The sequence below is a fragment of the Sedimentibacter sp. genome, assembly GCF_038562225.1.
GTDB lineage: Bacteria > Bacillota > Clostridia > Tissierellales > Sedimentibacteraceae > Sedimentibacter.
Window position 1 is genome coordinate 295,126 of the sequence record NZ_JBCFAS010000002.1, and the last position, 15,328, is coordinate 310,453.

Sequence of the window (15,328 nt, forward strand, 5' to 3'; positions counted from 1 at the left end):
TTTCAGCATTTCGTTTTAACCTCACGATCTGCCAGCTTCATGTCATTGTCCATCATAATATTTACCAATTCCTCAAATGATGTTTTTCGTGGGTTCCAGCCCAGCAGTGTCTTTGCTTTTGTGGGGTCACCCAGCAATGTTTCTACATCAGTTGGTCTGAAATACTTAGGATCAACTTCTATTAATACCTTACCTGAATCCTTGTCTATACCTTTTTCTTCGATACCATTTCCTTCCCAGACTATATCAATGCCTGCATGCTTGAAGGCCAGTTCGCAAAATTCCTTTACCGAGTATTGTTCTCCTGTTGCAATTACAAAGTCTTCCGGCGTTTCATGCTGCAGCATCATCCACATGCACTCAACATAATCCTTTGCATATCCCCAGTCTCTCAGTGCGTTAAGATTCCCAAGGTATAATTTTTCCTGCAGTCCTTTTGATATTCTTGAGGCAGCAAGAGTAATTTTTCTGGTTACAAATGTTTCCCCTCTTCTTTCAGATTCATGATTAAATAATATTCCGTTTACAGCAAACATGCCATAAGCTTCTCTGTAATTCTTCACAATCCAATATGCATACTGCTTTGCACATGCATAAGGGGAATAGGGATAAAATGGAGTGGTCTCTTTTTGAGGTATTTCCTGAACCTTACCAAACAACTCTGAAGTGGAAGCTTGATAGATTCGGCATGTTTTTTCCATATTCAGCTGGCGAACTGCTTCGATAATTCGCAAAACACCAACCGCATCAACATCTGCTGTATATTCAGGTACTTCGAATGATACCTGCACGTGACTTTGCGCAGCTAAATTGTATATTTCGTTTGGTTTCACTTTAGAAATAATTCTTACAAGACTCAAAGAATCAGTCAAATCGCCATAATGCATGTGAAAATGTTCATTGTCAATTATGTGCTCTATTCTCTCGTGCATATCGACAGAAGAACGCCTTTCTAATCCGTGAACCTCATACCCCTTGTCCAATAAAAATTCTGCCAGATATGAACCATCCTGGCCTGTAACCCCTGTTATTAATGCTGTTTTATTCATTTTATATCTCCTTGTAAAATATGGAATCATGTTATAGGAACTGTTTAATTTTTACCAACAATCTTATAAATATAATTAATAGCTTAAATTGCTGATTGTTTTCTTTTAGTGTATTGTATATTTCCTTATTAGAGACAATATTACCTTTGATGCCGCTGGTTGATTTGCCTCCAACCCGCATCTTTACAATATATTCCTCGAGATATGACAGTCTTGCTTTTCCCTTATGGATAACCCTGTATAGCAGGTCATAGTCTGAGGATATTTTATATTCAGACTTGTAAAGGCCAAATTTATCGTAAGTCTTTTTAGTTATAAATGTCGTGGGATGAGGAGGATTCCAACCTAATCTGAAATCTCCCGTTTTAGCCTTCCACCTTCTTACAATCCTGCTGGTATCATCCTGGTCGACATACAGCAAGTCAGCATACAGGCAGTCAGCACTATCTTCAGTCATTTTCTTCACAACTTTTTCAACTACAAATTCATCAACATAAAAATCATCTGAATTCAAGATTCCTATTATGTCACCGCCAGCCAATTTAACGCCTTTGTTCATAGCATCGTACAAACCTTTATCTTTTTCAGATACCAGTTTAAATGTATAACCCTTTTTTAAAAAAAGAGGTTCATAACTTTTCGCTATGCTCACAGTATTGTCAGATGATAATCCATCAACAACTATATATTCTATTTTATCATATGTTTGTTTTAATATAGATTCAATTGTATCAGCAATAGTTTTTTCACTGTTAAATGAAACGGTAATTAAACTTACTGTCGGTTCGATGATTTTCATAAATACCCCTGTTATTAAACTATTCAGTATCAATTATATGTTGTCTACTTTGGTAACACCGAGTTCTTCATATGTTTTTAAGTTCAGCTCTTTAATGATGTCTTCCAGTCTTTTGTCATCAGCAACACCTGCTGAACTTTCTTTCATAAACATTATCTTGACCGTATTAAAAATTATTTTAATATCAAGCATCAAGGAATAATTCATTATATACAGCAAGTCATACTTTGCTTTATTCTTTGCATCAGTGGAATATTTACCCATTATTTGCGCTAAGCCTGTTATTCCGGCTTTTACGAAAACTCTGTATTTGAATTCTTCTATTTCTTCATTGTATTTTTCAACAAAATAAGGTCTTTCCGGTCTCGGTCCTACTATACTCATATCACCTTTCAAAACGTTTAAGAGCTGCGGAATTTCATCCAGCCTGGAAGATCTCAAAAACCTTCCCAGCGGAGTGATTCTGGTATCTTTATCAGTTGCCAGTACAGGACCGGAATGTTTTTCCGCATCAACCACCATTGTTCTTAGCTTGTACAAATCAAACACTTTATTTCCCTCAGTTATCCTTTCTTGCCTGAAGAAAATCGGGCCGTTATCAAATAGCTTAATTGCAATTGAAACAAGCAGCAAGACGGGTGCAGTGAGAATCAATCCAATTAAAGAAACAGCTATATCTATGATTCTTTTAACAATTCTTCTCTCAAAAGACAATCCCAATCGGTCTATTTTTAGAACGAGCATATCATCTATCTGAGTTGTCTTGGAATTAACCATTGATATTTCAAACAAGCCTGGAATCAAATAAACGTCCTTGTTCATAATGGAGCAGTATTTCATAATGTTTAATTTGTCTTCATTATTTACATTATCTCCAATGTAAATTTTGTCGGAACTATTAATAAACATATATATGTCATCATTTATTTCATTGCAGATATACCTTACATTATCCAGGTTTGACTTATCCAATAATAATTTCACTGCTATTCTCTCAGCTTCTTTCTTAGAAGCTATTATCATGATGTTTTTAGATTTTCTGTAGTGCTTAATATATTTTATTATGAAAATCTTTATAATAAACATAAAAACAAATTGGATAGGAAGACCTAACAAGAAGACACTTCGCGGAAATGAAAAACCCCTGTCAAAAAACACTACAGCTATTACTATCATATTGATTAATACTAAAGATATAGCTATTATCAAAGCATTTTCAAACAGAGTATTCTTTACTGTCGAAACTATATTATATAGATAAAACACAACTACTGAAGCAATTACAATATAATGAATATTATCATAAAATGGTTTTATGTTAAAAAGCGAAGGATTCATGTTAAATCTTACTAAAAAGGCTATATAGAACCCAAGCAAGACACAGGCTATATATATTAGCTCCTCCAGTATTTTAAACATATATCCGTCTTTTTTAATATTATTCTTCACTAAAACACCTCATTCTATTTTACAGTGATACAAATATCCTCTTCTAATACCAAAAGCTTCATTAAAGTAATAAAATTATATAATACTTACCTAAGGTTCTCTGTCAGATAATTTATTCTTTATACGCATGTTGATGCTGATTCCCATACCTAATATAATCCAGAATATTGGAAATACACTGACTACATTATCGTTAAAAATACCTGCTGCCAAGTACCCCAATATTCCTGCAGAACAAAATGCACCAACATATCTTTCCAGAGAATTCAGTTCAACCTTATTGTACAACTTAAAGCTGCTGAAGATATAGTAACCCCAGATTGCCAGCAAAGTTAACAGCGACAACACACCTGTATTTACTGCTATCTGTAAATATAAACTATGAGCCTTATCAACTACAATGTTAGAGTCGATATAAACATTAATCTTAGTCAATATGTCATCTTGTGGAAATGCCATCGGGAAATTATCAGGTCCTGCTCCATAGAACATATAGTTTTTTAACAATGGGATTGTTCTTCCCCAAATATAGCCTCTGTTTGAGCCCAGTTTTTCCAATCCGTTTAATGGTCCAAATGACTCTGCAGGAACTGTCTGTTCTATCAATTTTCCACCGGTACCTATTAATCTGACACCATTTTCAGAAAAATAGAAATTCATTACTCTGCTCGATCTTTCTACGGTAATTCCAGGGTAGTTATCTGCAATAATTATCTTATAGTCTGAATACCTGTTGTCATTTATAGTAATTTTATTTCCTTTAGTTTCAATTCTTAATTCTTTATCGTCTTGATCTGAGAAATAAAGTTTATCTCCAACAATTTTAAAATTTAATTTTTCTCTGCTTGTTGTAATAGAAAATGAATCTTTTCCTAATGCGATATCTTCTATTTTAAATGCATTCTCATTAGTGGCACGGGTAATTTCAATTTGTTCTTTTATATTGAATTCTTTTAATCGGCTAAATATTGCACCTTGTGATATTACATTCAAACCAACCAGAAAAATAGCAAATGCTGCAAAAATACTAATTATACCTTTCCAATGTTTGATGGCATTTTTTCTGAACAGCCAAAGGACATACAAAGCTGAAACAGCCACACCTAAGTAGCCAGCCCTTGAATTGCTTCCTATACAAGTAAAAATCATCATCGCGACAATTACTGTATACAATATTCTTTGTTTTTTTGTTTTTGCCAATAACAGAAATGCCACCGCCAACGGCAGCATCAATGTAGCAAAGCTTCCAACGAAGTTGGGGTTGAACAGCGTACCGTAGATTGTTTTTGGTCCAAAGGAAAATGAGAGGTTTTCAACCTGTACATCGCTTGGAACAATAAGTTTCTTTCCTAAAGCTGTCTGGAAAAAATCGAATCCGAAGTACTGTGTAATGCCGAAAATGCCTTCAACAATCATCAAAAATGTAAATGCCTTTACAAACAATTTCACATCCCTTTCATTGTTTACGAAATTAATAGTCAGGAATGTGATGATTACGTAACTTAACAGCACAAACATACCCTGATACATATCCACAAAACCCCAAAGCGCTGTTTGAGTGTCTTTTGCAAATATGGTTGATACAACTACAAATATTGCGTAAATTCCAAGGGGAATGTAGTATTGTTTTAAATTCTTGAAAGGTAATTTTTTTTGCACATATAATATGATGTAAAATACTAATCCAATCATTGTCAGCGCAATCACCCAGCGTGACTTCCAGTAGCTGAAGAAATCCAGATACTTTTGCTGGCCTGTCCAATATAATGATTGAGTTGTTCCCGAAAGGTACAAGTATTTGCCGTATACAATCAATGGAATAAATCCAGCAATTAATAAAAGAGGCAAGAAGTAGAATGTTGACAGTCTTTTGTTTTCGTAATCTATTTTTAATGGTTCTTTTTTTGCATTGTTATTAGCTTTCACTTTGTTCCCCCATATTGTAATTGATTTAGACACGTTTAAATTATGCCTATATATTATAACACGGCATACTTCAATTGCAAACAAAAATAAATGGAATTGAAGTCAATATGTAAAACTTTGGTGAAATTTATCCTTATTTTTTGTTAATGCGAATAATCAGGGAGATCCCGCAGTTTCGCATGCTAATTTATTTGTTCGCTTTCGCTCACATAAATTAGTTGCTCATTGCGAATGACCTACCGCTATTTTTCAAAAAACCTGAAAAATAGGGTTAGGGCATCTTTCGCTTCGCTCAGGACGACGCAAAGTTTGTGTTCCAGGATGCATAAAACTATGTAAAAAATTATTTTCTTTTTATCCTTGTCACACTTTTGGGACACGGTCATATGATATTAATGAGCTTGGCTCAAAATTATATAAAAAGGTGTTTTGAATGAGCAGACCAAATAATAACGGAAATGTTGCCGGAGTAATCGGTAGAAGAAAATGCAATGGAAATGTTGGCGGTGAAACAGGCAGAATCAGATGCGACTGCGACTGCGTATACTGGTGCCTGTTGCAATTACTGGAAGATGCTCTCGAAGAAAATGACGGACCGTGCCATCACCATCATCACCACAACGGCAATGATGTAAGCCCGGAAGGCGACAGAATCAGAAACAGATGCCGCTGCGTGTATGAGTGCCTGTACGAATTGCTTGCTGAAGCATTAGACTAATTTCAAAGTAAAAAATACCCTCAGCAGATTATGCTCTGCTGGGGGTTTTGTTTTGAGGGCATCTTTCGCTACGCTTAGGATGACGTGCCCATGCATTTTTAACTATTCTGCCATGGTACTTACGAACGCATCGACAATATTCGGATCGTACTTTGTGCCTGACAGCCTCCTGATTTCTTCAAGGGCTTCCTCTTTGGACTTATTGTTGCCGTAATCCGGGTTTGTCAATATGTCATAGTCTTCAGCCACAGCTATTATCCTTGCCGACAACGGAATTTCCTCTCCCTTAAGCCTGTTGGGATATCCTGTTCCGTCCCACATTTCGTGATGACTCATTACGCTTTCTGCCAGATTCATGGTCTCGTCGAACAGATTCAATATCCTGTAGCCTGCCACCGTATGCTGCTGCATTTCCTTGCTTTCTTCCTTGCTTAGATCATGGTTTTTTTCCATTGTCTCTTTTCTGATTGCTATTTTGCCTATGTCGTGCATGTATCCTGCCTGCCTGAGCTTTAAAGCTTCTTCTTTAGGAAGTCCCAGCTTCTTTCCTATGGCTGCTGAAATGCTGCCAACATTGACTGAATGCTGCAACTCTCTGGGGCTGTTTTTATGAAGAGTTGCAATTATGGTTTTTATCAGCTCCGAATTCACATTTTCTCTGTTGAGAGTCTTGCACTTGTACATAAACTCTTCAGCATTTTCCAAGATTCTCACCAGATCCTTGTCCATATCCTCCTTCGTGTCAAACCCCAGCGACATGCTGCATTTTATAGCTGAAATCTGCTCCTTAGTCAGTTCGGTTCGGATCCTAGCGGTTATATTTTCCGCATCCTCACTGGAGGTATTAGGCAGTATGATTGCAAACTCATCTCCCCCCATGCGGGCTACAATGTCCTTTGACCTGCATGCTTTTTTAAGGGTCTCTGCTGCTTTCTTCAGAAGCTCATCCCCTGCACCATGACCAAACACATCGTTAGTGAGTTTCAGGCCGTTGACATCGCCGAATATTATGGATATGGGCAGGTTTTCATTTTTATCCAGTCGTTTCAGCGCATCTTCAAAATACATTCTGTTGTACAGTCCCGTCAGTGAGTCGTGATAGCTCAGGTATTTTATCTGCTCCACATTTTCTCTCAGCTCATTGTTGGTTCTGTCAAGCTCCTGGGTTCTTTCCCGAACCTTTTCCTCAAGGTTGTTTACCAGCTGGTACATTGTGTCTGCCATCCTGTTAAACGAGACGGTTATTTTGCCTATTTCGTCGTCCCTGAAAACCGTAGCCCGCTGCTTAAGGTCCCCCTTGGCAAACTTCTCCGTCGTTTCTATAAGATCTTCCATAGGCTTGAAAGCCTTGTAAGTAAATGCCAGGTAAACCAGCAGTGATAGAATCAATGCAAAAAGTACCAGCAGAACTGTTTGTGTAAAGTTGTCTTTTATGCTTTTCATAAACATTCTGTCCGACATGGCAGTTATGCATATCCAGTCAAGACCGTTGTTCTGATATTCGTTTATTTTGACATACAGGTAATCCCCCCCTGTTTTTAGTTTCATGCTGTTAGTGCCGTCTCTCATGAACTTTTCATATGCCTCTTCTATCAAGCCGTTGCCCAAATCGCTTATGCTGTATCTTGTGACACTGCCTTCTTCAAGTATGATGTAGTTGTCAATCCCGACAGAATTGGCGATGAGGTTTCCGGTTTCCTTGTCAGCAATGTAAGCTTCCATGTTTTTACCGATGACAATATTTTTAATGTAGTCGTCTATTATGGACAAGGTCAGGTGTGTCGCAAGAACACCTTTCAGATTTCCATCAGTGTTATAAATTGGAGTTGAAGCTGAAATTACCATCTCATTAACATAGAAATGCTTAAAGTCCTTTGAATACACTGTTTCCTTGTTTCCCTTGGCAGCCTGATACCATTCCCTGGTTCTGGGATCATATTTTCCGTAGCTTTCGACAAAATCTCCTGCGGTCAGATCTTCTTGAACATTGTAATACCAAGCTTCCCCTCCGGTCTGTTGGTTCTCTCTTGCCAGTATAATTGTTCCATCCTCTTTTTTCACTGCTCCGTAATACTCTCCTGTCTCCAGCCCTATGGCAAAGCTATGGAAATAGTCCCCTTCATGAGACTTCAGTATACCGGCAAAATATTTTTCTCTTTCCTTTTCGTTATGCAGATTAATTATTCCATTTTCTATGAGCATGTAGTTTGATTCGTTCATGTGAAGCGGGTTTTTGATGAATTCACTCACCTGATTATATATTTCCGCATTTGTGTTCTCTGCTATTATCTTTATATTATTGTCCGTAGATTCAATCCAGCCCGAAAACACCTGATAACCGATGTAGCTTACGGTTATCAGCATGGACGACACGAACAAAATTATTATACTGAATCTTATGGATATGGTTTTTTTACCTGTTTGGGTTTCTTTCATCTTTTTCCTTTCTGTCCTTGACCATAGTGAAAATATTTTAAATATTATATTATTATTTTCGACAAATTAAAACAATATTTTACATATATTAAAATTCTGATTTCTTAGAATATTTAATATTTCTGACCGCTGTAGTACCTAATATATATCGGACAACTGGAAGAAAAAGTAATTGGAATATTTATCATATAGTGTTAATTTTTATTGCAAAAACTTGTCATAAATTATACAATGTAGAAAACAGCCGCTTAGCTGAAATACTTTGCCGCAGCCGGCAGAGGAACGAACGTGTATTCAGTTATTTAACTGATGAAATCAGCGGACTTAACCAGAAAAGAGGTGTATTCATGAATCCAATGAGAAGAAAAGACCGTGAGATGGACAAGGACTTTGCATACTCCATAATTGACAAGGCAGAGTATGGTACCATGGCTACAGTCAATGAAGATGGAAGCCCTTACTGTATCCCTGTTTCTCCCGTCAGAAGAGATGATAAGATTTACTTTCATTCCGCCAAAATCGGCACTAAGATCGATAATATCAATAGGAATCCAAAGGTCTGCATGTCATTTGTCGGTGATGTGCATGTACCTGTTGAATTAAACCAGAACACAGATGTAAACCAGGAAATCAAAAAAACTCTGGAAACCAGATTTACAACAGAGTATGAATCTGCCGTTGTTTTCGGCACTGTGAGCATCGTTGAGGACAAGAACGAAAAAGTTTTGGGATTGAGGCTTATAAGCGAAAAATACACTCCCGAAGACATGCCGTACTTCGACGCTGCCGTTGATGTAAGCTACAACGTAACATATGTGCTGAGACTGGACATTGAACACGTTACGGGAAAAAGAAAGAAATATGACAAGCACGGCACAGAAATGAAATGGGGCCGCAAGGAATAAAAATTATGGGGCTGTTGCATTAAGTGCTTTTCTGCCAATGCAAACGCCCCGTTTCTTATTGCTTGTGTTTTTGTGAATTAGTAACTTGTTTTTCCTGTCTGCATATAATTTATTAAAAACCAATTTCATGTTTAAGAATTTATCTTTGGGGTATTAATATAATACAAAGATTTGCTGAAACAAAGTCTATGAGTAATTCCAACAGATCACTGCGGCAGGTTGAAGAGTTGAGCATTCCAAAGGAAGCTCTGGCAGCAGTCAAAGTATCAGAAAATGAAAATGGATACAGCAGAAATTTGAAATGTGGTTGGTGACGAATGAGGTGATTCCAACAGGATTTGAACTAGAAAACCCAAATAAGTAGCACCCAATTTTCGAATTGAAAAGAAAATTGGGTGCTGCTTATATTTTTGTGCAGTTTCATTTGATTATTCTCATTTTTATGATAAAATAGCTATGAATTAATCAAGCGAAATAATCTTGTGCGATTTTTCGCTACGCTCAGGATACGCTACGTTGAATGGCATATCAATATTAATATACAATAAGAGAGGATATATGGAACTTAAAAACTTCAACAATTCATACAAAAACAAAGCTGTGTACATTCTGACAATTATTTTGTCCATTGCATTCATTGCCTTTGGCTACAAATTAAACAAGGTCGACTTCGCTCTGCAGGAGTACAGCCAATCCTACAAGGCGGAAGTTGTTTCAATAAATGACATCACTGAAGAAAAAATCGAATACGAATATGAAGACCTTTCAAGCACGACCATCAGGTTCACGGCAAAAATCACAAACGGCGAACTGAAGGGAACAACCGTTAACGCAAGCCAGTACATGGACGAGATAGTGGCTGTTAACCCAAAGATGGTTGAACCAAAAGACATGATACTCATTTCATCCCTTACTGCAAGATCCGGTGTCGGCGAGGAATGGACATTCCTTGAATATGACAGGACCATGGCCATGGTGTGGCTTGTGGTTTCGTTTTTGCTTCTGATTATTGTGTTCGGAAGAAAAAAAGGCGTGAATACAATCATTTCTCTCGTGTTCACCTGCTTGGCAGTTTTCATGGTGTTTGTGCCTTCCATACTCAAAGGAAACAACATTTACCTTTCATCCATAGTGGTGAGTTTCTTCATTATATTTATGAGTTTGCTTCTCCTTAACGGCGCTAACAAAAAGACGCTGTGCGCAATTGTAGGAAATCTGGGCGGTCTTTTCATAGCAGGAATTCTTGCCTTTTTCATCAGCAAGGTTCTTAACCTTACTGGCATCATCGACGATGACACCATGTTCCTTTTGATGCTGAACACGGAAAAGCCTATTGACCTTCTGGCCATACTGTGGGGAAGCATAGTCATCGGCTCCCTGGGAGCGGTTATGGACGTGTCCATGTCCATAGCTTCGGCAATGAATGAGCTGGCTGAAAACATGTACGACAAGAATTTCAAGAGCCTTTTAAAGTCAGGACTCAACATAGGACAGGACGCCATAGGAACCATGACCAACACCCTTATCCTTGCCTACATCGGAAGCTCCCTGGCGGTGGTATTGCTGCTTGTGGCCAATTATGGAGACAAACTGCTGCTGTTCAATCTGGAAATGATTGTGTTTGAAATTATCCAGGCTGTAATAGGAAGCATGGGAATACTGTTTGCCGTCCCCATCACTTCGCTTTTTGCTGCGTATATTTATAATATGAAATAATGACATAAGACTGAGGAGATAAGCACACCGGAGTGTGCTTTTTTATTTGGAGTCGCGCTGTCCGTGTATTGCGGTATGTGCACGCAAACAGCGTGCGTGTTTTGCAGGCATTTTCTGTTGCGTTGATTATTTTGCCCGTTAATTTCAACAAAAAATATTACGATTGATTGTTTCCTCACCTTGACGCTTTAAATATTTTTTTGAAAAATTCCATAAATACATATTGAACTTGCTGGAAACTTGTGTTATATTAGTCTGGTATTTATTTAAGACACACTGTATTTGTACAGAGAACAATAAACGGAGGTAATTATGGAAACAGTACGATTAGGAATCTTAGGCATGGGAACCGTGGCATCAGGACTTATTAATATAATTGAATTTAACAATTCCAAAATAACTGGAACTTTAAATAAAGAATTATCAGTGAGCAAAGTGCTGGTTAAAAGTCTTGACAAAAAACGAAACGTAAATCTTCCACAGGAAGTTTACACAACAGACCCCTATGAAGTAATCAACGATGAAAATTCACACATTATTGTGGAGCTTATTGGAGGCATCAACCCGGCATTCGAGTACATAAAGGCTGCCCTGAACAACAAAAAGCACGTGGTTACAGCAAACAAGGCTCTGATTGCAACCCACGGCGAAGAACTGGAAGAGCTTGCAGAGAAAAACCAAGTAAAACTCATGTACGAAGCAAGCGTTGCAGGAGGCATCCCCATCATCAACACAATGACGGACAATCTCTGCTCAAATGAAATCACCAGTATCATAGGAATCATAAACGGAACCACTAACTATATACTTACTCAGATGACTGAAAACGGACTCGAGTATGAGCAGGCTGTAAAAAATGCACAGGCCCTGGGATTTGCTGAGGCTGACCCTTCCTCCGACGTTGAAGGAGATGACGCGGCTTACAAGCTTACCATACTGTCCACAATTGCCTTCGGCCAGAGAATCAATGTGAAAGATGTCCCAAAGGAAGGCATCACGAAAATATCCAAGGAAGACATTAGCTACGCCAAGGAACTGGGCTACAACATAAAGCTTTTGGCATCGGCCTCAAGGGACGGAAATGAAATAGAGCTCAGGGTTCATCCAGCTTTTGTTCCTGAAAACCATCCTCTATCCACCGTTAAGAACGAATACAATGCGGTGTATCTGAAAGGAAACGCCGTGGGAGAGCTCATGCTTTACGGCAAAGGTGCAGGCTCTCTGCCCACAGGAAGCGCAGTTCTCGGTGATGTTATAAACATTGTAAAAGCAGTAAGCGCTGCAAGCAGCTTATCTCCAAAAAAGGAAAACAGATATGTGGTTGCCAACAAGGCTTACAAGCAGTACTACATCCGCTTTGAAGTGATAGACAAGCCGGGAGTTCTGGCCCACATAGCAAACATCTTCGGAAAGAACGACATAAGCCTTGCTTCTGTGGTTCAAAGACAGAAGAACGGAGACGAAACTGCTCCGCTGGTATTCATAACTCACGAAGCTCCAAGAAGCAAAATCGACGCTGCTCTGGCAGAAATCAAGAATTATGAAAAGGTAACAAAGATAGCCAGCATAATAATGGTTGAAAATTTCAAATAATAAAAACGAGAGTGCTGTATTGATTGCACTCTCGCTTTTTTATATTATTATTTCTTTAAGCTCTGCATCCCGCTGCAGAATATTTCTGCCATTATGGCGTTTCCCTGTTCATTGAGATGCAGTCCGTCCATGTAATAGTCGCCTGCGAAAACTCCGGCCGACTTTTCAAACTCGGAATAAAAATCGATGTACTTGAAGTTGAATGTTTTGCAAAATTCCATTATCCAAAGGCGGTACTTTGAAACCTCTTCTGCAACCAGTGTAAAATCAGCAAAATCAGCCCAGTCCTGCCTTATGTTTTCCAGATCAATTTTTGTAGGGATTCCGATTATGGGGTCAATGTACCTTGCTGCCGACTGGTGAGCCATGGACATGATGTTTGCCTTAACGACTCCGATGTCCGCTCCCACTATCAAATCATTTACGCCCCCCATTATGAACACTGCATCAGGCTGCTTTTGGTACACTGAATAATGGAACCGGCTTAGCATTCCTCCGCTTGTGTCCCCGTTTACTCCCTCGTTTATTATTTCATATCCCAGCTTATCCTGGGCAAGTTTGGTCCAGATTTTTGATCTTTTTACTCCGAATCCGTAAGTGAGGCTGTCGCCCAAACATACTATTTTCATGACATTTCCTTTCAGTCTGTAATTATCTAATTTATAACATGACAATGCCTGAGTAAAGGCTGTTCTTACAGATTACCTGCATAGGCATTTTTCAGAACTGTCATGTAGTCTTCCTTGGTCATAGGCCGCGGGTTGCTTTCTGTTGATATGTTTCTTGCTGACATTTCAGCCAGTTTTTCAAAGCTCTTTTCATCGACGTTAAGGCTTGAGAACAACGGAAGCTTCACATCTACGGCCAGCTTCTTCACAGCATTTACTGCAGCCTTGGCTCCTTCTTCCACGGTTTTGAACTCTATTCCCATGGCTTTGGCTATTCTGGCATATCGCTCCATGCACCAGTTCATGTTGTAATCCATCACATAAGGCAGGAATATGGCGTTGCACACTCCGTGAGGCAGATCGTAAACCCCTCCCAGTGATTCGGCAACGCAGTGGACTGAAGCCACATCCGAATGACTGAATGCAATTCCTGCAAGCATGCTTCCCAGGAGCATGGCGCTTCTTGCCTCAAGGTTTTCGCCTTCGTTTACAGCAGTTAACAGGCTGCCGCTTATGAGCTCTACGGCATAAAGAGCAACCGCGTCGCTGATGGGCTCGGCACATGTGGCTGTGTATGCTTCTATTGCATGGGTAAGTGCATCCATTCCGGTAGACGCAGTGATGTGGGATGGCAGCGTCAGAGTCAGTTCAGGGTCGCATATGGCAACCTTTGCTGCAGTGTACTGGCTTTTCACAGTCATCTTGTAGTTGTTTTTCGTGTCTGTTATTACAGAAGAAAATGTGAGCTCGCTTCCGGTGCCGGCAGTGGTCGGTATGGTTATGAGAAGAGGCAGCGGCTTTGTTGCTGCTGTCTTTCCCTCATATTTTTTTATGTTGTCATCGTTGTGGGCCAGCAAAACACCCACAGATTTTGCACAGTCGATGGGACTTCCCCCACCCACGGCAATAATGGAATCTGCATTGAAATCTCTGGCAATTCTAGCGCCTTCCTCGGCGTTGACGTCCTTTGGATTTGCCTCTACTCCGTCGTACACTATGTATTCTGTTTTGTCCATCTCAAGAATTGCTGTAACCTTGTCAAGTATGCCCGCGTTCTTAACGCCCTTGTCGGTTACAATAACCGGTCTTTTCCCTCCGAATGACTTCAGCTCTTCACTTAAGGACTTGAGGCAGCCAGGTCCATACACAATTTTTGTGGGCAGCGTGAAACTGAATGGTGTAGTGAAATTGTTCATTGGTATCCTCCTAAATTTTTATATAATAATATAACTTTTTGAATTTTATTTCAACTTTAATTTGTGCTGAATAGGAAATTAATGGTTCTCCGGAAATAAAATATAACTGTGTATCCGTTCCTGAAACTTATTTTCGCTGTAACAGACTGTTTATTTCTTCCTCGGTAAGATGTCTGTATTCTCCCGGCTTAAGATTTTCATCCAGCTTCAGGGGCCCCATGGATATTCTCTTTAGGAATACCACCTCGTTGTTTACTGATTTGAACATCCTCTTGATCTGGTGGAACTTGCCTTCCTTGATGGTCACAAGGCATTTGGATGGATAGCCTGATTCTATGATTTCCAGCTTTGCAGGCAATGTCTTGTAGTTTTCTTCCGTCAGAATTATTCCTTCCTCAAAAGCCTTCACATCTTCCCGGGTAACTTCCTCTGCAACCTCAGCATAGTACGTCTTGTCAACATGTTTTTTAGGAGACAGCAAATCATGGGCCAGCTGTCCGTCGTTTGTGATCAACAGCAGCCCTTCGGTGTCCTTGTCAAGCCTTCCTACAGGAAACGGCTCGTAAAACCTGTCCTCTTCGCTTAACAATTCTACTACCGTCCTGTCATAGTTGTCTTCAGTGGCAGATACAACTCCCTGAGGCTTGTTCATCAAGAGATATATGTGCTGGATGTACCTTACAATTTCCCCGTTGTACTTAACCACATCCGTATCCGTGTCAATTATTTTTGAGCTGTCCTTTACCACAGTCCCGTTTACCGTGACAAGTCCTTTTTTTGCATCCTGTTTGATTTCCTTTCTGGAACCGATTCCCGTGTTTGCGAGCATTTTATCTATACGAAGCTTCATAGGCACCTCTTTTTTTGTGATAC

12 protein-coding genes are annotated in these 15,328 nt (G+C 39.2%); 4 read left to right on the forward strand and 8 right to left on the reverse strand.

The annotated features are described in order from the left end of the window. Window positions 1-2: 2 nt before the first annotated feature. From gmd to AAGU76_RS07950, 4 genes are all read right to left on the reverse strand, one after another. Window positions 3-1,049, reverse strand: coding sequence for a GDP-mannose 4,6-dehydratase (gene gmd / locus AAGU76_RS07935; RefSeq protein WP_342484937.1), 1,047 nt, complete (start codon window positions 1,047-1,049; stop codon window positions 3-5). Window positions 1,050-1,080: 31 nt separating this feature from the next. After that, window positions 1,081-1,848: a glycosyltransferase family 2 protein gene (locus AAGU76_RS07940; RefSeq protein ID WP_342484938.1), complete on the reverse strand. Its 768-nt coding sequence runs from the start codon at window positions 1,846-1,848 to the stop codon at window positions 1,081-1,083. 33 nt (window positions 1,849-1,881) lie between these two features. Continuing rightward, window positions 1,882-3,297 carry a sugar transferase gene (locus AAGU76_RS07945; RefSeq protein ID WP_342484939.1) on the reverse strand — a complete coding sequence of 472 codons (1,416 nt, stop codon included), beginning with the start codon at window positions 3,295-3,297 and terminating at the stop codon, window positions 1,882-1,884. Between the two features lie 90 nt (window positions 3,298-3,387). After that, on the reverse strand, window positions 3,388-5,223 hold the full coding sequence (locus tag AAGU76_RS07950; RefSeq protein WP_342484940.1) for an O-antigen ligase family protein: 1,836 nt from the start codon (window positions 5,221-5,223) through the stop codon (window positions 3,388-3,390). Between the two features lie 433 nt (window positions 5,224-5,656). On the opposite strand from AAGU76_RS07950, the gene AAGU76_RS07955 reads away from it, so the two are divergent. Next, window positions 5,657-5,941: a hypothetical protein gene (locus AAGU76_RS07955; RefSeq protein ID WP_342484941.1), complete on the forward strand. Its 285-nt coding sequence runs from the start codon at window positions 5,657-5,659 to the stop codon at window positions 5,939-5,941. Between the two features lie 102 nt (window positions 5,942-6,043). Here the strand turns inward: AAGU76_RS07955 and AAGU76_RS07960 are convergent, their stop codons facing one another. Beyond that, window positions 6,044-8,377, reverse strand: a complete 2,334-nt coding sequence (locus AAGU76_RS07960; RefSeq protein ID WP_342484942.1) for an HD domain-containing phosphohydrolase — start codon at window positions 8,375-8,377, stop codon at window positions 6,044-6,046. Window positions 8,378-8,724: 347 nt separating this feature from the next. Here AAGU76_RS07960 and AAGU76_RS07965 point away from each other — a divergent pair, with 347 nt between their 5' ends. The 3 genes from AAGU76_RS07965 (at window position 8,725) to AAGU76_RS07975 (ending at window position 12,591) form a co-directional block, all read left to right on the forward strand. After that, window positions 8,725-9,282, forward strand: coding sequence for a pyridoxamine 5'-phosphate oxidase family protein (locus tag AAGU76_RS07965; RefSeq protein ID WP_342484943.1), 558 nt, complete (start codon window positions 8,725-8,727; stop codon window positions 9,280-9,282). 558 nt (window positions 9,283-9,840) lie between these two features. Then, window positions 9,841-10,998 (forward strand): YibE/F family protein, encoded by a 1,158-nt coding sequence (locus AAGU76_RS07970; protein ID WP_342484944.1) that lies wholly within the window; start codon window positions 9,841-9,843, stop codon window positions 10,996-10,998. 312 nt (window positions 10,999-11,310) lie between these two features. Next, window positions 11,311-12,591 carry a homoserine dehydrogenase gene (locus tag AAGU76_RS07975; RefSeq protein ID WP_342484945.1) on the forward strand — a complete coding sequence of 427 codons (1,281 nt, stop codon included), beginning with the start codon at window positions 11,311-11,313 and terminating at the stop codon, window positions 12,589-12,591. A 47-nt stretch (window positions 12,592-12,638) separates the two neighbouring features. Here AAGU76_RS07975 and AAGU76_RS07980 read toward each other — a convergent pair whose 3' ends face one another. From AAGU76_RS07980 to AAGU76_RS07990, 3 genes are all read right to left on the reverse strand, one after another. Beyond that, window positions 12,639-13,220 carry a GDSL-type esterase/lipase family protein gene (locus AAGU76_RS07980; RefSeq protein WP_342484946.1) on the reverse strand — a complete coding sequence of 194 codons (582 nt, stop codon included), beginning with the start codon at window positions 13,218-13,220 and terminating at the stop codon, window positions 12,639-12,641. Window positions 13,221-13,285: 65 nt separating this feature from the next. Further along, complete coding sequence (locus AAGU76_RS07985) at window positions 13,286-14,455, reverse strand: iron-containing alcohol dehydrogenase (protein WP_342484947.1); 1,170 nt, start codon at window positions 14,453-14,455, stop codon at window positions 13,286-13,288. A 127-nt stretch (window positions 14,456-14,582) separates the two neighbouring features. Next, window positions 14,583-15,305 carry a pseudouridine synthase gene (locus AAGU76_RS07990; protein WP_342484948.1) on the reverse strand — a complete coding sequence of 241 codons (723 nt, stop codon included), beginning with the start codon at window positions 15,303-15,305 and terminating at the stop codon, window positions 14,583-14,585. Window positions 15,306-15,328 lie beyond the last annotated feature (23 nt).